Below are 17863 nucleotides of genomic sequence, written 5' to 3'. Positions count from 1 at the left end.
CACCCGGAGCGACGGTTCAGGCGGCGGCGCCGGCGGTCGGACTCCCGTCCCCGGCCGGGTCCCCCTCGTCGGCCGCCTCCCGCTCCAGCATGGTCCGGAACCGCCCGTGCGGGCGTGCCGCGAGCTCCGCGGGGGAGCCGCGTTCGGTGATGCGGCCCTCCTCGAGGACGAGCACCTCGTCGACCGCGTGCAGACCCCGCAGCCGGTGGGTGATGAGCACGGTGGTGCGTCCCTCGGCCGCCGCCAGCAGGTCGCGGGTCAGCGCGTCCGCGGTGGAGGTGTCCAGGTGCTCGGCGGGCTCGTCGAGGACGAGTACCGGGAAGTCGGCCAGCAGGGCGCGGGCCAGCGCGAGCCGCCGGCGCTGGCCGCCGGACAGCCGCGCGCCGTGCTCCCCGACCGGGGTGTCCAGCCCTTCGGGAAGGCTGCGCACCCAGGCGTCGAGGCGTGCCCGGGCGAGGGCCGTGTGCAGCAGGGCGTCGACGGCCGCGGGGTCGCCGTGGGCCGCGCTGCGGGACAGCGCGAGTCGGAGGTTCTCCCGGAGCGTGCTGTCGAACAGGTGGGCGTCCTGGGCGCAGAGTCCGACCAGGCGGCGCACCGCGTCGCTGTCGACGGCCGTGGCGTCCACCGATGTCCCGCCCGTGCCCTCGCCGCCCGCTGGGGTGCCCGCGGGCGTGCCCGCCGAGGTGAGCAGGAAGGTGCCGGCCTCCGGGTCCAGGAAGCGGAGCAGCACCTCGGCGAGGGTGGTCTTGCCGGAGCCGGAGGGCCCGACGACGGCGATCCGCCGCCCCGGCGGCAGGTCCAGGTCGATCCCCCGGAGCGCCGGGCGGTGCTGCCCGGGGTGGCGTGCGGTGACGCCCCGCAGCAGGAGACGGGGGCCTGAGCGCTCGCCGGTGCCGTCGGCCCGGAGCAGCAGGGTGTCGACGGCCGCGGGGTGGGTGCCGCGCCGGTCCCGCACCGGCAGCGGCGCGTCGAGGACCTCGTGGACCCGCTCCGCCGCCCGGCGGGTGCGCTGCCGGTACCGCACGGCGAGCGGCATCCCCGCCACGGCTTCGAAGGCGGCGAGCGAGGTCAGTACGACCACCGCGAGCAGGACGCCGTCCAGCGCGCCGCGGGTCACCGCCGCGGCGCCGGCCCAGGCGGCGAGCGTGACCGTGCCGGTGGTGCACAGCGCCGTCAGGGCGGCGCCGGTGCCGGTCAGGGCGGCGCTGCGGGACGCGAGCGCCGTGAGGTGCGCGTCGGCATCCCGTACGGCCGCGACGCGGGCGGGGAGTGCCCCGGCAACGGTCAGTTCGGCGGTGCCGCCGAGCAGGTCGACGGTGCGGACGGCGAGGGTGCTGCGGGCGGGTGCGAGGCGGCGCTCGGTGCGGCGGGCCAGGCTCGCGGTCAGCGCGGGGACGCCGACCCCGGCGACGGCCAGCCCTGCGGCGAGGGCCAGACCCGCCTGCGGCAGCAGCGCGGTGGTGACGGCCGTCGCCGCCAGGGACACCAGCGCGGCCACGGCGGCGGGCAGCAGCCAGCGCAGCAGGTGGTCCTGGAGTTCCTCGACGTCGGCGACGAGGCGGGAGAGCAAGTCGCCGCGGCGGGCCTTCCGCAGACCCGCCGGTGCCAGCCGCTCCAGTCGCGCGTACACCGCGACCCGCAGCGCCGACAGCAGGCGCAGCACCGCGTCGTGCGCGACGAGACGTTCGGCATAGCGGAAGACAGCGCGGCCGAGGCCGAAGGCGCGGGTGGCGGTGACGGCCACCATGAGGTGGAGGACGGGTGGCTGCTGGGCGGCGCGGGAGATGAGCCAGCCGGAGGTGGCGGCCAGTCCGACGGCGCTGCCCACGGCGAGGGTGCCGAGGAGCAGGGCGAGGGCGAACCGGGGGCGCAGCGGCCGGGCCGCCGCCCTGAGGCGTGCGAGGGGGGTGCCGCCGGGTGCCGGACGTTCCGTCAGGGCATCGGGGGAAGCGGTGGGGTCGGGTGTCGGCTCCGCCACGGCTCCGGACGGGACGCCTTCGGCCGGGGCGGCAGCGGGCGCGCCGCGCGGGGACGGTACCGGGTGCTCGACGGGCGCGGGCAGGGCCACCGTGCGGTCCGCGAGCCGCCGCAGCGCCGGACGGTGGGCGACCAGCAGCGTGGTCCGGCCCCGGGCGAGTCGCCCGATCGCCCGCACCACGGCCTCCTCGGTGCCGAGGTCGAGCGCGGCGGTCGGTTCGTCGAGCAGCAGCACGGGCCGGTCGGCGAGGAAGGCCCGGGCCAGGGCGACGCGTTGCCGCTGCCCGGCGGAGAGCCCGGCGCCGCCCTCGCCGAGGACGGTCGACGGATCGAGGTCCCCGGCCTCCGCCGCGGCCAGGGCGTCGCGCACCTGGGCGGGGGTGGCGTCCGGACGGGTGAGGCGGACGTTGTCGGCGAGGGTGCCGGCGTACAGGTGCGGGTGCTGCGGGACCCAGGCCACCGCATCGTGCCAGCTGCGCAGGTCCACCTCGCGGAGGTCCGTCCCGTCGAGGAGGACGCGTCCCGTGGTGGGCGGGGTCAGGCCGAGCACGCTGTGCAGCAGGGTGGTCTTCCCGGATCCCGACGGGCCGGTCAGGGCGACCGTCTCGCCGGGGGCGAGGGTCAGCGAGGTGGCGGGCAGGCCGTCCGCGGCGCGACCGGCGCGCCGTACCCGGACGGCCTCCAGGGTGAGGACGGGCCGCCGGGGGGCGGGTCGGGCGCCCGGCACGGGCGCCTCGGTGCCCAGCACGCGGAAAACGCGGTCGGCGGCGGCGAGCCCCTCCGCGGCAGCGTGGTACTGGGCACCGGCCTGACGCAGCGGCAGATAGGCCTCGGGGGCGAGGATCAGCACCACCAGGCCGGTGTGCAGGTCGAGTTCGCCGTGGACCAGCCGCATGCCGACGCCCACCGCGACGAGCGCGACGGAGAGGGTGGAGAGCAGCTCCAGGACGAAGGAGGACAGGAAGGCGAGGCGCAGTGTGCGCAGCGTCGCGCGCCGGTAGTCGTCGGTCAGGGCGCGGATGTGCTCCGCCTGCGCCCGCGCCCGCCCGAAGACCTTGAGCGTGGGGAGGCCGGTGACGATGTCGAGGAAATGGTGGGAGAGCCGGGAGAGCCTGCCCCACTGCCGGTCCATCCGCTCCTGCGTGGCCCAGCCGACGAGGATCATGAAGACCGGGACGAGCGGCAGGGTGACGGCGATGACGAGGGCGGAGACCCAGTCGGCCACGAGGATGCGGGCGAGTACGGCGGCGGGCACCACCACGGCCAGGCAGAGCTGCGGGAGGTAGCGCGCGAAGTAGTCGTCGAGTGCGTCGATGCCGCGGGTGGCGAGGGTGGTCAGTTCGCCGGTGTTCGGGGCACGGTCCGGGCCGAGGGCGCAGGCGTGTTCGAGCAGGCGGAGCCGCAGTTCGGAGGTGACGGCCGCCCCCGCGCGGTGGGCGGCGCGTTCGGTGAGCCAGGCGACGAGGGCGCGTCCGGCGGCGGTGACCGCGAGCAGCAGCAGTGCGGTGCGGTCGATCCGGTGGTCGTGCAGGGCCGTGACGACGACGTCGGCGATCAGCACGGCCTGCGCGAGGACCAGTCCGGCCCCCGTCAGGCCGAGGGCGACGGCGGCGAGCAGGAACGGGCGGGTCGCGCGGGCGTGGCGGAGGAGGCGCGGGTCGACGGGTTTCACGTGAAACCTCAGTGCGCGTTCCGGCCGATGTGCCGGGTGCCGATGCGCTTGCGGAAGACCCAGTACGTCCAGCCCTGGTAGAGGAGGACGAGGGGTGTCGCCAGGACCGCGAGCCAGGTCATGATCCGCAGCGTGTACGGGCTGGAAGCCGCGTCCGCCGCCGTGAGGCTCCACCGGGGGTCGAGGCTGGAGGGCATCACGTCGGGGAACAGGCTGAGGAAGAGCACGGCCGTGGTGGCGGCGACGGCGACGCCCGACCAGCCGAACGCCCAGCCCTCGCGGCCGCGCCCGTTGGCCGCCACCGCCGCGCACAGCGCCACCACCGCGAGGGCTCCGACCGCGAGGGCCGCCGGAGCGCCGTGCCGGACCTGGGTCCAGCCGAGGAAGCCGGCGACGGCCGCCGTGGCGGCGGCACCGAGCCCGAGGGCCAGCCGGCGAGCGCGCCGGCGGATGTCGCCGAGCGTCTTCAGGGCGGCGAAGACGGCTCCGTGGAAGGTGAAGAGGGTCAGCGTGGCGAGGCCGCCGAGCAGCGTGTAGGGCGTGAAGAGGTCCAGGAGGGTGCCGGCGTACTCCTTGTCGGGGCCGATCGGCAGCCCCCGGACGAGGTTGGCGAAGAGCACGCCCCACAGCAGTGCGGGGAGCAGGCTGCACCAGAAGATCGCGCGTTCCCAGGAGCGCTGCCAGCGCTCGTCCTCGCGCTTGGCGCGGTACTCGAAGGCGACGCCGCGCAGGATCAGGCAGACCAGCACGAGCAGTACCGGCAGGTAGAAGCCGGAGAGCAGGGTGGCGTACCAGTCGGGGAAGGCGGCGAACGTACCGCCGACGGCGGTGAGGAGCCATACCTCGTTGCCGTCCCAGACGGGACCGATGGTGTTGATCAGGACGCGCCGCTCGGGCCGGTCGCGGGCGAGCAGCCGGGTGAGGACGCCGATGCCGAAGTCGAAACCCTCCAGGAAGAAGTAGCCGGTCCACAGGACGGCGATGAGGAGGAACCAGAGGTCGTGGAGTGCCATCGCGGGGCTCCTCAGTAGGAGAAGGCCATCGGCCGGTCGGGGTCGTCCGGATCGCCGCCGACGCGGGTGGGCGGGTTGCGGTCGGTGTCGGTGAGTGCGGGTGGGCCGGCGGTGACGTACTTCGCCAACAGCCGGATCTCGACGACGGCGAGCGCGGCGTAGAGCAGGGTGAACACCGTCATGGAGAGCAGGACCTCGGTCTGGGAGACGCCGGGTGAGACGGCGTCGCGGGTGCGCAGCACGCCGTAGACGACCCAGGGCTGCCGGCCCGCCTCGGTGAAGATCCAGCCCCAGGCGTTGGCGACCAGCGGGAATCCGAGGGTGAGGAAGGCGAGGCGCCAGTAGCCGTCGGTGAGTGCCGGGCCGAGGGTTCGGCGGCGGGTGAGGGCGAGCAGCGGCACCTCGTCGCTTCCGGTGCGCAGCTCCGGCGCGAGCAGGAAGCGGCGGCGGGTGAGCCAGAGACCGGCGGCGCCCAGGGCGGTCGACGCCATGCCGAAGCCGATCATCCAGCGGAACCCCCAGTAGGTGACGGGGATGTTGGGCCGGTAGTCGCCGGGGCCGTACTGCTGCTGCTCGGCGGCGACCACGTCGTTGATGCCGGGGACGGTGGTGGAGAAGTCGCTGTGGGCCAGGAACGAGAGGAGCCCGGGGATCTCGACCGCGACGGTGTTGTGGCCCTGCTGTCCTTCGCCCACGTCGCCGTAGGCGAAGAGGGAGAACGGTGCCGGGGACTCCGACTCCCACAGGGCCTCGGCCGCCGCCATCTTCATGGGCTGCTGTTCGAACATCACCTTGGCGAGCTGGTCGCCGCTGACGGCGGTGAGGGCGCCGCCGGCGACGAGGGTGACCAGCCCGAGCCGCAGGGAGGTGCGCATCACCGGTACGTGGCGGCCGCGGCGCAGGTGCCAGGCGGCGATCCCCGCGACGAAGGCGCCGCCGGTGAGGAAGGCCGCGGTGAGGGTGTGGAAGACGACGACGAGCGTGGTGTTCTGGGTGAGGACGGCCAGGAAGTCGGTGAGTTCGGCGCGTCCGGTGCCGGGGTCGATGCGGTAGCCGACGGGGTGCTGCATCCAGGAGTTGGCGGCCAGGATGAAGTACGAGGAGAGGATCGTTCCGGCGGCGACGGTCCACATGCAGGCCGCGTGGATCCTCGGCGGCAGCTTGTCCCAGCCGAAGATCCACAGTCCGATGAAGGTCGACTCGAAGAAGAAGGCGATGAGGGCCTCGAAGGCCAGCGGGGCACCGAAGACGTCGCCGACGAAGCGGGAGTAGTCCGACCAGTTCATGCCGAACTGGAACTCCTGCACGATGCCGGTGACGACCCCCATGGCGATGTTGATCAGGAAGAGCTTGCCCCAGAACTTGGTGGCTCTCAGGTAGGTCTCGTTCCGGGTGCGGACCCAGGCGGTCTCGAGCCCGGCGGTGAGCGCGGCCAGCGAGATCGTCAGGGGGACGAAGAGGAAGTGGTAGACGGTGGTGATCCCGAACTGCCAACGGGCCAGCGTCTCCGGGGCCAGGGCGAGGTCCACGCCGCCGCCTCCTTCGGTCGCGCAAGGAATAGCTTGTGAATGAGTTCACATTCACAAGCTATTATCCCCCGTTCCGACCTGTGGTTTTGCACCCGGCGGACGTGAGAGCAGCCACATCCGGGCTGCGCGGAGGCAACGCCGACGGTCGCGGGCCCGCCCCGGCTCCTGCTCGGGGCGGGCCCGGGCGTCACAGGTCCTTGCGGAAGGCGGCCGCCGCCTGCAGAAACAGGTCGTTCGCCTCGGTCTCGCCGATCGTGACCCGCGCCCCCTCGCCCGGGAAGGGCCGGACGACGACCCCCGCCTTCTCGCAGGCGGCGGCGAAGTCGACGGTGCGCTCCCCCAGCCGCAGCCACACGAAGTTCGCCTGCGACCGCGGGACGGTCCACCCCTGGGCGACCAGCTCGCGGGAGACCCGGGCCCGTTCGGCGACCAGGCCCTCCACCCGCTCCAGCAGCGCGTCCTCGCTGTCCAGCGAGGCGACGGCAGCGTCCTGCGCGAGCTGGCTCACGCCGAAGGGCACCGCGGTCTTGCGCAGCGCGGCGGCGACCTGCGGGTGGGCGACGGCGAAGCCGACGCGGAGCCCCGCCAGGCCGTACGCCTTGGAGAAGGTGCGCAGCACGCAGACGTTCGGACGGTCGCGGTAGAGCTCCAGCCCGTCGACGACGTCCTCGTCCCGCACGAACTCGCGGTAGGCCTCGTCCAGCACCACCAGTACCTCGCGCGGCACCCGGTCCAGGAAACGTTCCAGCTTCCCGCGCGGGATGGCGACACCGGTGGGGTTGTTGGGGTTGCAGACGAAGATCAGCCGGGTGCGGTCGGTGATCGCGTCCGCCATCGCGTCGAGATCGTGCTCCTCGCCCGCGGTCAGCGGCACCTGGACCGAGGCGGCCCCGGAGATCCGCGTGATGATCGGGTACGCCTCGAAGGAGCGCCAGGCGTAGATCACCTCGTCGCCCGGGCCGGCGGTGGCCTGCAGCAACTGCTGGGCCACACCGACCGAGCCGGTGCCCGTGGCGAGGTGGTCGGCGGGGACGCCGAACCGCTGGGAGAGGGCCTCCATGAGCCCGGTGCAGGCCATGTCCGGGTAGCGGTTGAACGAGCCCGCCGCCTTGGTCACGGCCTCCATGACACCGGGAAGCGGCGAGTGCGGGTTCTCGTTCGAGGAGAGCTTGTAGCTCACCGGACCACCGGCCGCGCCCGGCTTGCCGGGCTTGTAGGTCGGGATGTCGTCGAGCACGGCACGCAGCCTGGGCGTCGTCTCGTTCACCGCAGGTCCTCCTTGACCCTCTCGGGGATGGCTCCGCCGGCGCCGCCGGCGCGAGGGGGTCGCCGTCGCCCACCGCGGCGCGGCCTGGCGTCCCCAAGCCTATGCGGCACCTCGTCCGGGGTACGCCGAACCGTCCGCCCGGCGCACTTGCACCGTCGCACGCCGGTGGCGCGAGCTGTGGCGCGCGTCCCTCGTACGGGTGAGTTGCAACCGCATCGCAACCTTCCGCAAGGTGCGGGGGCAACGAGTCCGAAAAGCAGTGATCTCCTTGTCTGCAAGGTCAACTACCCTTGTTTCCAAGGGGGTTCGGGGCCGACCGTCGTGCAGAATCGTGACTTCCACCCCCTCGACGTTCGCTCCCGTCGACGCAGGGTCGCGGGCCTACGATCGGGGCGCCATGACAGCAGCAGAGAAGCATCAGGTGAGTCGGGCATCAGGCTCACGCACGGAACGCCGACGGCAGGTGCGCGCGGGCATCCGCGACGTCGCGGCCGCAGCCGGTGTCTCCATCACGACTGTCTCCGACGCGCTGAACGGCAAGGGCCGGCTGCCCGACGCCACCCGCAGCCACGTCCGCGCCGTCGCCGAACGCCTCGGCTACCGGCCGTCCGCCGCCGCCCGCACCCTGCGCACCGGTAAATCCGGCCTGATCGGCCTGACCGTCACGACGTACGGCGAAGAACCCTTCACCTTCACCGAGTTCGCCTACTTCGCGGAGATGGCCCGCGCCGCAACGTCCGCCGCGCTGGCCCGCGGATACGCCCTCGTCATCCTCCCCGCCACCTCCCGGCACAGCGCCTTCGACATCTGGTCCAACGTCGCGCTCGACGGCACCGTCGTGATCGACCCCTCCGACCAGGACCCGGTGGTGACCGAACTGGTGCGCTCCGGAATCCCCGTCGTCTCCGACGGACGGCCCGCCGAGACCCTCCCCGTCACCGCCTGGGTCGACAACGACCACGAGGCGGCCGTGCACGGCCTGCTCGACCACCTCGCCGAGTCGGGCGCGCGCCGCATCGGCCTGCTCACCGGCACCAGCACCGACACCTACACCCGACTGTCCACCCGCGCCTACCTCGACTGGTGCGGGCGCGTGGACCAGGAACCCGTCGTCGAGGCCTACCCCGCGCACGACCCGGCAGCGGGCGCCGTCGCCGCCGACCGACTACTCGCCAGACCGGACCGGCCCGACGCCGTGTACGGGCTGTTCGACCCCAACGGCACCGACCTGCTGGCCGCCGCCCGCCGCTACGGACTCCGCGTCCCCGACGACCTGCTGCTGGTCTGCTGCAGCGAGTCCGCCGTCTACGCCTCCACCGAGCCGCCGATCACCACGCTGTCCCTCAAGCCCGGACGTATCGGCAACACCGTGGTCCAGCTGCTCATCGACGCCATCGAGAACGGCGGCTCCGCCCGGCCCGTCGAGCAGGTGATGCCCACCGACCTCATCGTGCGGACCAGTTCCCACCGGCGCCCTCCCCGCACCACCATCAGCGCACCGAGGAGCCCCACCGTCGAATGAGACCGGGACGGCACACGCACCCCTCAGCGGGCGCGGCACGAGAAATCGGGAGGAATGCGCACAGCCGGACGGGTCGGCCGCGATCCACCGCGCAAATGCCGACCCAGGTGTGTCCCACGGCACCCGCCTCGTTCCTATGATGGGCCCACGACACCGGGACCGGTGCGCGACCCGGAACACCACCGGGCCGCGGGCGCCCGCCAGGGGCAGGAGTCCGGCAGGTGCACGGCGGCGCGCGATGGTGGAGGGATCGATGGTCCAGAGGGCCGGACAGGCACCCGGTGGCTGGCAGGGTGCGGCGCACGCGACTCGCGGCGGTACGGCCCCGCCGTACGCGGCCGCAGCCCCGGCGACGGGAGGCTCCGCACCGGCCCGCGGCCCGCACGCCACCTCCGGCCCCGACCTCCGCACCCGCCCACGGCACGACCTGCCCCCACCCCACTCCGGAACGACGGCACCCGGACAGGAACCCACGCTGATCGACATGCCCTCCCCCGCCGGCGATCCCGCAACCGACGGGACGTCACCGCTGTACGTCGTCGGTGACGTCCACGGCTACCTCGACGAACTGCGCGGCGCACTGCGCGCCGCCGACCTCGTCGACGCCGACGACCACTGGAGCGGCGGCACCGCGCGGCTGTGGTTCCTCGGCGACTTCACCGACCGAGGCCCCGACGGCATCGGCGTCATCGAACTCGTCATGCAGCTCTCGGCGGAGGCCGCCGCCGCGGGCGGCTACTGCAAAGCCCTGCTGGGCAACCACGAACTCCTGCTTCTCGGGGCCAAGCGGTTCGGCGACACGCCGGTCAACTCGACAGCCGGAACAGCCTCGTTCCAGGCCGCCTGGCTCCTCAACGGCGGCCAGCAGGGAGACATGGAACGCCTGCAGGAACACCACATCCAGTGGATGTCCCGGCTGGACGCCATGGCCGTCACCGACGACCACCTGCTGCTGCACTCCGACGCGACCTGCTACCTCGACTACGGCACCACGGTGGAGGAGGTCAACGACGCGGTCACCCAGGCCATCCAGCGCGCCGACGCCGACGAGACCTGGGACCTCTTCCGCCGCTTCACCAAGCGCTTCGCGTTCCGCGACGAGGACTCCGGCAGCGGCGTCGCCCGCGAGTTCCTCGACACCTTCGGCGGCAACCGCATCGTGCACGGCCACAGCCCCATCCCCTACCTGCTCGGCGAGCCGGGAGCGGAGGAGACGGAACCGGTTGAGGTCACCGGCCCCCACGTCTACGCGGACGGACTGGCCGTGGCGATGGACGGCGGCGTCACCATGGACGGCACGCTGCTGGTCACCCGCCTCCCCGTGGCACCCGCCCCGCTCTCCGGCCGCGCCTGAGCCCGTTCCAGGGCGGCGCCGACGGCCCCGGCGGACAGGCCACGACACCGCGGGCGGAGCGGACATACCCGGCCGGATTCGGTGAACTCCCTGTCACCGACGGCGGTGTCCGCTCTACCATCGGTTTCCGACCGTAGCTCTCCTCGGGTCGGTGCCGGACACACGCGGCACACCGGCACCGCACCGCGGTACCCACGGACCTACGGAGCACCGGGGGACGCCATGGACAGCACTCCGCACCTCCTCAGGGAGGACCGCCCGGAATTCGAGCGGCTCCTCGACGACGCGCTGCGCACCGCGCACACCTTCCCGGACCCCTCCGCAGGCGGCGGCCGGCGACCGGGCCGGGCGCAGCTGCGCAGCATGGCGCTGAGCGCGGCCGAGCCCATCGCCGCCTGCGCGGGCGCCGAGTACCGGCACTTCGTGTCGCTGCGCGCGGAGTTCCGGCGCCCGGGCAACGCTCCTCCGCCGGCGGGGCCGGCACCGGCGGGCCCCACCACCCGGGAGCGGCTCGCCGACCGCAGCGGCGCCGGAATGGTCGCCGTGGTGTCGGTGCTGGCACCCATGCTCGCGGGAGCGGCGGCCGTGGTCCTCCTGCTGCTGGGCTACGGCCTGCACCTGCTCCGTCCGGAACCGGCCCTCGCCGCCCCGGTGCGGGACACGGGGTGGATCTTCGTCGTTCTCGCCGCGGCCACGGCACTCCTCGGCATGTGCGGGATCCTGCTGGCCGCGCTGCGCAACGGCCCACGGGCCGCGGCCCGCCGGACGCCCGGCCCGGGCGACCCGGACCCGGCCGAGCAGGTGGCGGCGGCGCGGGCCGCCTGGCGCGCGGCGCTGCTGGAGAACGGCATCCTGCCGTTCCTGCGGGAAGCCGGCGCCGGCCTCGAGAAGGCCGGGTACCGGCCGGACGACGGCGAGGGAGGCGGTGCGGGCGACGGCGGGACGACGGCGTGAGCGTCCCCCGCCGCCCTTCCGGCGCCCGCCGGAGCCGGCGGCACCCGCGGCAGGGCGGGGTGCCGCGCGGCGGCTCACCGTACGGAGTCCGGGCCGCCGAGTCCGTCCGTCCGGTGTGCCGCCAGGTACTCCGGCAGGGCATCGTTGCGCATCGCCCGCCACAGCGGCTCCGCACGCCCGCGGTCCAGCAGCACCACCGACTGGCCGTCGATCGTGTCGAGCCCGGACACGGGCGCGTTGAGGAACCGGACGTCGGAGGACCGCAGTCCGCGCATGCTCCACGCCAGGTCGTACATGTCGCCGTTGCTGAGCTCCTCGTCCACGCCCACGACCCGGCCCACGGAGTCGAGCAGTCCGCTCACCCGTGACGGGCTCGACAGGGTGTCGGCGCTGAGGACCTGCTGCATCAGGGCGCGCAGGAAGTTCTGCTGACGCTTCGTCCGGTCCAGGTCGCCGCGGGGCAGCCCCTTGCGCTCCCGTACGTAGGCCAGCGCCTCCTCACCGTCGAAATGGTGCCTGCCGGCACGCCGGGCGGGTGCGCCGCCCAGCCCCGGGACGTCGCGCGCTACGGTGACGTCCACCCCGCCGACGGCGTCGGTGAGGCTGCGGAAGCCGTTCCAGTCGACGACGGCCAGGTGGTCGACCCTGACGCCCGTGAGGTCCTGCACGGTGCGCACGGCCAGCGCCGGACCGCCCCAGGAGTAGGCGGCGTTGAGCTTGGCGCGGCCGTGCCCGGGTATGTCGGTCCAGGTGTCGCGCGGCAGCGACACCACGGTGGCGTCCGACCGGTCGCCGGACAGGTGGAACAGCATCATGGTGTCGCTGCGGGAGGCACCCACCCGCCATGCGGGGGCCTGCGCCGCCTCACCGGTGGTCGGCACCGGTGAGCGGGTGTCGAGCCCGACGAGCAGGAAGGTCACCCCGTCGGCCGGCGGCGGCTGCTGCCGCTCCGGCAGGTCGGGCAGCGCGTGGGGGATGCGGGCGACCGAGTCGGCCGCGCGATCGGCCCGCCACCAGCCGTACCCCGCGCTCGCGCCGAGCAGGAGCAGCGCCGCGGCGAGAGTCCACACCAGCACCTTCCGCAGCCGCGGCGCCCTGCGGCGCCCCGGCTGCGGCGTGCCGGCGCCGCCCCGGCCGCCCGTGGTCCCCGTCGCGCCGTCCTCATCCCCCGGGAGGGCACCTGTTCGTTCCTCGACCGTGTTTCCGGTACGCGTCATGCGCGCATTCTTGCGCCGATCCGTGTTGTCCGCCCCGGATTCCGGCGCATCCGCCGAATGCCGGGAATCGGCGCAACGGGCCGGTTCGGACGCCGCCCGCGGACGGGTCCGCCTCAGGCCGCGGCCGCGTCCAGGGCGCCGAGCACGTCGGCGACCAGGTCCGTGGCGTCCTCGACGCCCACCGAGAGCCGTACGAAGCCCTCCGGGACGTCGTCGCCGCCCCAGCGGCCCCGCCGTTCGGCGGTGGTGCGCACGCCGCCGAAGCTGGTGGCGTCGTCGACCAGCCGCAGTGCCGCCAGGAACCGTTCGGCGAAGGCCCGGTCGGGCAGCGTGAACGACACCACGCAGCCGTACCGGACCATCTGACGGGACGCCACTGGGTGTGCGGCGTCCTCCGGCAGGCCCGGGTGCCGCACACCCGCCACCTCGCGGCGGCCCCGCAGGGCCCGGGCGACGGCCTGCGCGTTCTCCGCCTGCCGCGCCGTCCGCACGTCCAGCGTCGCCAGTGAACGGTGCGCCAGCCAGGCCTCCATGGGGCCCGGAACGGCGCCGACCGTCTTCCGCCACAGCCGGATGTCGTCCGCGAGTGCGGCGTCCCGGCAGGCGACATAGCCGAGGAGGAGGTCGCCGTGCCCGGTCAGCGCCTTGGTGCCGGACGCGACGGAGAAGTCCGCTCCCAGTTCGAGCGGGCGCTGCCCCAGCGGCGTGGCGAGCGTGTTGTCGACGGCGACCAGTGCGCCCCCGCGGTGCGCCTCGGCCGCCAGCGCCCGGATGTCGCAGACGTCCAGCCCCGGGTTCGAAGGGGATTCGATCCACAGCATCCGTGCACCGTCGAGGAGTGCGCGCTGCCCGTCCCCGCCGGTCGGTGCGGTACGCACCTCCACGCCGAAGCCTTCGAGCCGCTCACCCACGGGACGCAGCAGGTTGTAGCCGTCCGAGGGGAACACGACGGCGTCACCGGGCCGGAGCTGGGATAGCAGCGTGGCGGAGATCGCGGCCATGCCGGAGGCGAACGCGAGGGTGTGGACCGGGAGTCGGGACGTGTCCTCGGCGTCGGGGCGGGGCGCCGCGTCGGGCGCGGTGTCCGTGCGGCTGCCGGGTGCCTCGAGTGCGCCGATCGCCCGTTCCAGCGCCGTCCATGTCGGGTTGGCGTCCCGGCCGTAGGCGTACGGGGCGCCGGTGACGTCGCCGGGCAGGTGGTAGTGCGCGGCGAAGACGGGGCCGGGGAGCGGGGGCGCGTACGGCTCCTCGTCCGGCAGCCCGGCCCGCACGACCCTGGTCGCGTCGCTGTCGTTCATCCGGTGGGTCCTCCCTGGTCAGCCGAGTGCGGCACGCGCGGCCGCCCCGCACCGGGCACCGTATCCGCCGCCGAACAGCACGGCGTGCACCAGGAGGTGCTGGAGCTGGTGCAGCGGTACGCGTGCGGCGCGGCCGGGCACCGGCCGGGCCTCGTCGTAGGCGGCGAGGACCCGCTCCAGGAACGGGCAGCCGAAGAGCTGCAGCATCGCGGTGTCGGTCTCCGGGTGGCCGCCCTGCGCCGCGGGGTCGAGCAGGCGGGCCCGTCCGGGCTGCGGGGAGCCGGCCGGGGCGTCCGCGGCCCAGTGCACGTTGCCCGACCACAGGTCGCCGTGGATGACGGCCGGAGGTTGCGGCGGTCCCGCCACCTCGTCGAGCCGGTCGCAGAGCCGCTCCACGGCCCGTACGTCGTCCCCGGCCAGGTTGCCGCGGTCGACGGCCTGCCGGACGAACGGCAGCAGCCGGTGCTCGGCGTGGAAGGCCGGCCAGTCCCCGGCGGAGGTGAGCGGCTGCGGGGGAGAGGGCAGAGGAAGCGGCCCCAGGTAGGCGGGACGGCCGGGAGTCCCCCACGCCTCGGCGGGCGTGCCGTGGAGTGCGGCCAGGTCCCGGCCCAGGCGTTCGGCGGCCTCCGGGCCCGGTCGTCCCGGCTCGACCCATTCCAGCACCAGCAGGTCGTCCGCGACGGCGAGGACCTCGGGGACGGCCACCGCGCCGGAGCCGCCGAGCAGGGCGAGGCCGGCCGCCTCCGCCCGGAAGAATCCGGGCGGAGGGGCCGTCAGCGTCTTGGCGAAGACGGCCCGGCCGCCGGCGTCGAGGCGGAATGCCTCGCAGATGTCGCCGCCGGGGACCGGGCGGGCGTCGCCCGCCGGGCCGCCGAGCAGTTCGGCGGCCCGCCGCGCGACGCGGGCCCCGGCACTCACCGGACGCCGGTCCCCGTAGCGCCGTCCCGGCCGGAGGCGCGGTCCTCCACGGCGGCGGTCACCTCGGCGAGCAGGCCCGTCACGGCGGACTCGACCATCTCCAGGCAGGTGGCGAAGCCGCTGTCGCCCCCGTAGTACGGGTCGGGGACGTCGAGGTCGCCGGACGCCGCGGCCCGGGGGTCGTAGGACCGGAGCAGCCGGACCTTGCCCGCCTCGCCGCTGTTCGGGGCGAGGCGGTGCAGGGCCCGGCGGTGCCCCTCGTCCAGCGCGACGACCAGATCGATCCCCGCGAACCAGTCGGCGTCGAACTGCCGGGCGCTGTGGTCGAGGACGTAGTCCGCCTCGTGCAGCACGGCCAGGGTGCGGGGGTCGGCGGGGTCGCCGACGTGCCAGCCCCCGGTGCCCGCGCTGTCGGTGCGGACCGCGTCCGCGAGGCCCGCTTCCTCGACCCGGGCGCGGAACACCGCCTCGGCCATGGGGGAGCGGCAGATGTTCCCGGTGCACACGAAGCACACCCGGTAGCGGTCGTCGCGCCGGGCCATCAGTCGTCGTCCGGAAGGATCACGTTGAGGGCCCAGGAGACGAGCGAGATGATCAGGGCGCCGAGCAGTGCCGCCCAGAAGCCGTCGACGTGGAAGCTCAGGTCGACGACGTCCGCGAGCCACGAGGTGAGCCACAGCATCAGTGCGTTGATCACCAGGGTGAACAGGCCGAGTGTGAGGATGAGCAGCGGGAGCGAGAACAGTTTCACGATCGGCTTGACCACGAAGTTCACGAGTCCGAAGATCAGCGCGACGAGGACCAGGGTCAGAGCCTGGCGGCCCGTGTTCTCGCCGGTGAGGGTGATCCCTGCGACCAGCCAGACGGCGACCAGCAGGGCAGCCGCATTGGCGGCGGTCTTGATGAGGAAGTTCGTCATAGGCTGATGGTTCCATCAGGGCGCGGTGATCGAGCAAGAGGTGGGGGTCGGCGAGGTGAAGGCATTCCGTCTGGAGGACCTGGAGGCGGAACGCGCCGCCCACGACGGCGCGTACCTGCAGTTCCTGCGCGAACGGAACATGTCGGTCGGCCTGTACGCCCTGGACCGGGGCGGGACGGACCCGCAGCAGCCCCACCGGCAGGACGAGGTGTATCTGGTCGTCAGCGGGCGGGCGTCCCTCACGGTGGGCGACGAGACGACGGCCGTCGCGCGCGGCAGCGTGGTGTACGTCCCGGCGGGCGTACCGCACCGCTTCCACCACATCAGCGAGGACCTGCGGGTCATGGTGGTGTTCTCGCCGCCGTCAGGCTGAGCAGCCCGGGCCCGGGCGGGCCGCCCCGTGGGGGCCGGGCACGGGGGTGACTCAGGGAAACGTCCGGGTCGGCCGCCCTCCCACCGCGCTGCCGGGCGTTCTAGCATCGAAGAAGAACGTCGGCGCCGGACGTGCGCCGGCGCGGCCCCGGACAGGGACGGAAGGGTGTCATGGCTGTGAGGGACGTACTGGCCACCATGCCGTGGTGGGTGAAGTGGATCGCCATCCCGGTGATCGCGCTCGTCGTGTTCGGCGGACTGATCGCCAGCGTGGTCGGGTTCCTGGTCGGCCTGCTGTTCAAGGTGCTGCTGTTCGCGGCCCTGGTCGGCGGCCTGGTGTATCTGGTCCGCCAGTTCGGTTCGTCTTCCTCCTCCTACCGCGACGACCGCTGACCCGGTTCCTGCCGGTGTCCGCGGTACGCGTGCCGCGGTCGGCGGAGACGACGAAGGCGGCGAGCAGCGTCGTCACCGGCACCGAGGCGACCAGCCCGATCGAACCGATCAGCGTGCGCACGATCTCCTCGGCGACGAGTTCGGAACCCGCGACCGAGGCGACACTGCTCTGCGCGATCGTGAACAACAGCAGCAGCGGGAGCGCCGCTCCGGCGTAGGCGAGGACCAGGGTGTTCACGACCGAGGCGATGTGGTCCCGGCCGATGCGCATCGCCGCGCCGTACAGGCGGCGCCAACCGGCGGCGGGGTCTGCTTCCTTGAGTTCCCACACCGCCGAGGTCTGGGTGACGGTGACGTCGTCCAGGACACCGAGCGACCCGATGATCACGCCGGCCAGCAGCAGTCCCCGTATCTCGATGTCGGGGTAGAGGCCGTGGACCAGTCCCGTCTGGTCGTCGGTGTCGCCTGTCAGCCCGGCCCAGTCGATGAACACCGACCCGAGCACGCCGATCAGCAGCAGTGAGGCCAGGGTGCCCAGGACCGCGACCGAAGTGCGTGCGGACAGGCCGTGGCACAGGTACAGCGAGGTCAGCATGATCGCGCTGCCGCCGACGACGGCGACGACCAGCGGGTCGGAGCCCTGCAGTATGGCCGGGAGGATGAAGACGGTGAGCACCGCGAAGCTCACCGCCAGACCCACCAGTGCCAGTACGCCGCGGAGCCTGCCGACGAGGACGACCACCGCGGCGAAGATCCCGGCGAGCAGCGTGAGCGGCAGGTCGCGGTCGACGTCGATCACGGAGTACTGCAGGTCGCGCGGAGCGTTCTCGGCGTGCGCGACCACCACCTGCTGCCCGGCCGTGAGTGTGCGGGTGGCGCGCGGGGTCACGATGTGGGTGAACGTCCGCCCGGTGCCGGGCCCGCTGGTGACCTCGACCGTCGCCTTGCGGCAGGTGCCGCCGCCCGCGGCGGGCGTCCCGGCCCCGGGGTCCGGGGACTGTCCCGGAGCGGGCGACGTGCGCACGTCGACGTCGGCGCAGTCCACCGCGCGCACGGTGGTGACCCGGGCGTCGTAGGTGGGGCGGTCGAAGCCGATGCCCGCACTGCCGCTGTCGCCGTGGCCGGGGGCACCGCCGGGCCAGAGCGCCACCAGGCCGGCAAGGACGGCGGCGGCGAACGGGACGAGGACGGCGGCGATGACCGTGCGCAGGTGGCGGGAGGCCGGCGACGCCGGCCCGTGCCCGTGGGCGTGGCCGTGGGCGTGGCCGTGGGAGTGGCCGTGCTCGGATGTCGCCGGTGCGGCGGGGCGGGCCGGCGGCTCGCCCTCTCCCCGGGTTCGGTTTCCCGGCAGAACGGTGCCGGGTCGTCCGGACTGCCGGCGGGCCGGTGGAGGTGGTGTGGTCACCGCCCGATCATCGCAAGAGGGGCAGGCCCCCTGGCAGTCCCCTGCCGCGAGCC

15 protein-coding genes are annotated in these 17863 nt (G+C 74.0%); 5 read left to right on the top strand and 10 right to left on the bottom strand.

Annotated elements, in window-relative coordinates:
- Positions 1-16: 16 nt before the first annotated feature.
- The 4 genes from cydD to hisC all read right to left on the bottom strand — a co-directional run bounded on the left by cydD (position 17) and on the right by hisC (position 7458).
- Positions 17-3649, bottom strand: coding sequence for a thiol reductant ABC exporter subunit CydD (gene cydD, locus ACL06G_RS01445; RefSeq protein ID WP_412835214.1), 3633 nt, complete (start codon positions 3647-3649; stop codon positions 17-19).
- Positions 3650-3657: 8 nt separating this feature from the next.
- Positions 3658-4662, bottom strand: a complete 1005-nt coding sequence (gene cydB / locus ACL06G_RS01440; RefSeq protein WP_412787750.1) for a cytochrome d ubiquinol oxidase subunit II — start codon at positions 4660-4662, stop codon at positions 3658-3660.
- An 11-nt stretch (positions 4663-4673) separates the two neighbouring features.
- Positions 4674-6191 carry a cytochrome ubiquinol oxidase subunit I gene (locus tag ACL06G_RS01435; RefSeq protein ID WP_412787749.1) on the bottom strand — a complete coding sequence of 506 codons (1518 nt, stop codon included), beginning with the start codon at positions 6189-6191 and terminating at the stop codon, positions 4674-4676.
- Between the two features lie 187 nt (positions 6192-6378).
- Positions 6379-7458, bottom strand: a complete 1080-nt coding sequence (gene hisC, locus ACL06G_RS01430) for a histidinol-phosphate transaminase (RefSeq protein ID WP_412787748.1) — start codon at positions 7456-7458, stop codon at positions 6379-6381.
- Between the two features lie 397 nt (positions 7459-7855).
- Here hisC and ACL06G_RS01425 point away from each other — a divergent pair, with 397 nt between their 5' ends.
- The 3 genes from ACL06G_RS01425 to ACL06G_RS01415 all read left to right on the top strand — a co-directional run bounded on the left by ACL06G_RS01425 (position 7856) and on the right by ACL06G_RS01415 (position 11288).
- Positions 7856-8980, top strand: coding sequence for a LacI family DNA-binding transcriptional regulator (locus ACL06G_RS01425; RefSeq protein WP_412787747.1), 1125 nt, complete (start codon positions 7856-7858; stop codon positions 8978-8980).
- 253 nt (positions 8981-9233) lie between these two features.
- Positions 9234-10334 carry a metallophosphoesterase gene (locus tag ACL06G_RS01420; protein ID WP_412787746.1) on the top strand — a complete coding sequence of 367 codons (1101 nt, stop codon included), beginning with the start codon at positions 9234-9236 and terminating at the stop codon, positions 10332-10334.
- Between the two features lie 222 nt (positions 10335-10556).
- Positions 10557-11288 carry a hypothetical protein gene (locus ACL06G_RS01415; protein ID WP_412787745.1) on the top strand — a complete coding sequence of 244 codons (732 nt, stop codon included), beginning with the start codon at positions 10557-10559 and terminating at the stop codon, positions 11286-11288.
- Between the two features lie 74 nt (positions 11289-11362).
- On the opposite strand, the gene ACL06G_RS01410 is transcribed toward ACL06G_RS01415, so the two are convergent.
- The 5 genes from ACL06G_RS01410 to ACL06G_RS01390 form a co-directional block, all read right to left on the bottom strand.
- Complete coding sequence (locus tag ACL06G_RS01410) at positions 11363-12505, bottom strand: LCP family protein (protein WP_412835213.1); 1143 nt, start codon at positions 12503-12505, stop codon at positions 11363-11365.
- Between the two features lie 113 nt (positions 12506-12618).
- Entirely contained in the window at positions 12619-13803 is a 1185-nt protein-coding gene (locus ACL06G_RS01405; protein WP_412835212.1) for a cystathionine gamma-lyase, read from the bottom strand.
- Between the two features lie 18 nt (positions 13804-13821).
- Positions 13822-14721, bottom strand: a complete 900-nt coding sequence (locus tag ACL06G_RS01400) for a fructosamine kinase family protein (RefSeq protein WP_412784670.1) — start codon at positions 14719-14721, stop codon at positions 13822-13824.
- Positions 14718-15263: a low molecular weight protein-tyrosine-phosphatase gene (locus tag ACL06G_RS01395; RefSeq protein WP_412784671.1), complete on the bottom strand. Its 546-nt coding sequence runs from the start codon at positions 15261-15263 to the stop codon at positions 14718-14720. Before ACL06G_RS01395 ends, ACL06G_RS01400 begins: the two co-directional genes overlap by 4 nt.
- Positions 15263-15640: a phage holin family protein gene (locus tag ACL06G_RS01390; RefSeq protein ID WP_412784672.1), complete on the bottom strand. Its 378-nt coding sequence runs from the start codon at positions 15638-15640 to the stop codon at positions 15263-15265. The genes ACL06G_RS01395 and ACL06G_RS01390 overlap by 1 nt, the downstream gene beginning before the upstream one ends.
- Positions 15641-15695: 55 nt before the next feature.
- On the opposite strand from ACL06G_RS01390, the gene ACL06G_RS01385 reads away from it, so the two are divergent.
- Both ACL06G_RS01385 and ACL06G_RS01380 read left to right on the top strand, forming a co-directional pair.
- Positions 15696-16013: a cupin domain-containing protein gene (locus ACL06G_RS01385; RefSeq protein WP_412784894.1), complete on the top strand. Its 318-nt coding sequence runs from the start codon at positions 15696-15698 to the stop codon at positions 16011-16013.
- Between the two features lie 170 nt (positions 16014-16183).
- Complete coding sequence (locus ACL06G_RS01380; protein WP_412784673.1) at positions 16184-16405, top strand: DUF5326 family protein; 222 nt, start codon at positions 16184-16186, stop codon at positions 16403-16405.
- On the opposite strand, the gene ACL06G_RS01375 is transcribed toward ACL06G_RS01380, so the two are convergent.
- A complete protein-coding gene (locus tag ACL06G_RS01375) occupies positions 16311-17810 on the bottom strand; it encodes a YibE/F family protein (RefSeq protein WP_412835211.1) in 1500 nt (499 codons plus the stop codon). The genes ACL06G_RS01380 and ACL06G_RS01375 overlap by 95 nt on opposite strands.
- Positions 17811-17863: the final 53 nt, after the last annotated feature.

The sequence above is a fragment of the Streptomyces callyspongiae genome, assembly GCF_047200695.1.
Taxonomy (GTDB): Bacteria; Actinomycetota; Actinomycetes; order Streptomycetales; family Streptomycetaceae; genus Streptomyces.
The sequence above is the reverse complement of the archived record's forward strand: the minus strand, read 5'-3'. Positions and strand labels throughout refer to the sequence as shown.

What these genes read in the sequence shown, in the direction of transcription:
- cydB (WP_412787750.1), bottom strand. Translation starts at nt 4,662, where the DNA reads ATGGCACTCCACGACCTCTGGTTCCTCCTCATCGCCGTCCTGTGGACC.
- ACL06G_RS01425 (WP_412787747.1), top strand. Translation starts at nt 7,856, where the DNA reads ATGACAGCAGCAGAGAAGCATCAGGTGAGTCGGGCATCAGGCTCACGC.
- ACL06G_RS01420 (WP_412787746.1), top strand. Translation starts at nt 9,234, where the DNA reads ATGGTCCAGAGGGCCGGACAGGCACCCGGTGGCTGGCAGGGTGCGGCG.
- ACL06G_RS01415 (WP_412787745.1), top strand. Translation starts at nt 10,557, where the DNA reads ATGGACAGCACTCCGCACCTCCTCAGGGAGGACCGCCCGGAATTCGAG.
- ACL06G_RS01410 (WP_412835213.1), bottom strand. Translation starts at nt 12,505, where the DNA reads ATGACGCGTACCGGAAACACGGTCGAGGAACGAACAGGTGCCCTCCCG.
- ACL06G_RS01405 (WP_412835212.1), bottom strand. Translation starts at nt 13,803, where the DNA reads ATGAACGACAGCGACGCGACCAGGGTCGTGCGGGCCGGGCTGCCGGAC.
- ACL06G_RS01395 (WP_412784671.1), bottom strand. Translation starts at nt 15,263, where the DNA reads ATGGCCCGGCGCGACGACCGCTACCGGGTGTGCTTCGTGTGCACCGGG.
- ACL06G_RS01390 (WP_412784672.1), bottom strand. Translation starts at nt 15,640, where the DNA reads ATGACGAACTTCCTCATCAAGACCGCCGCCAATGCGGCTGCCCTGCTG.
- ACL06G_RS01380 (WP_412784673.1), top strand. Translation starts at nt 16,184, where the DNA reads ATGGCTGTGAGGGACGTACTGGCCACCATGCCGTGGTGGGTGAAGTGG.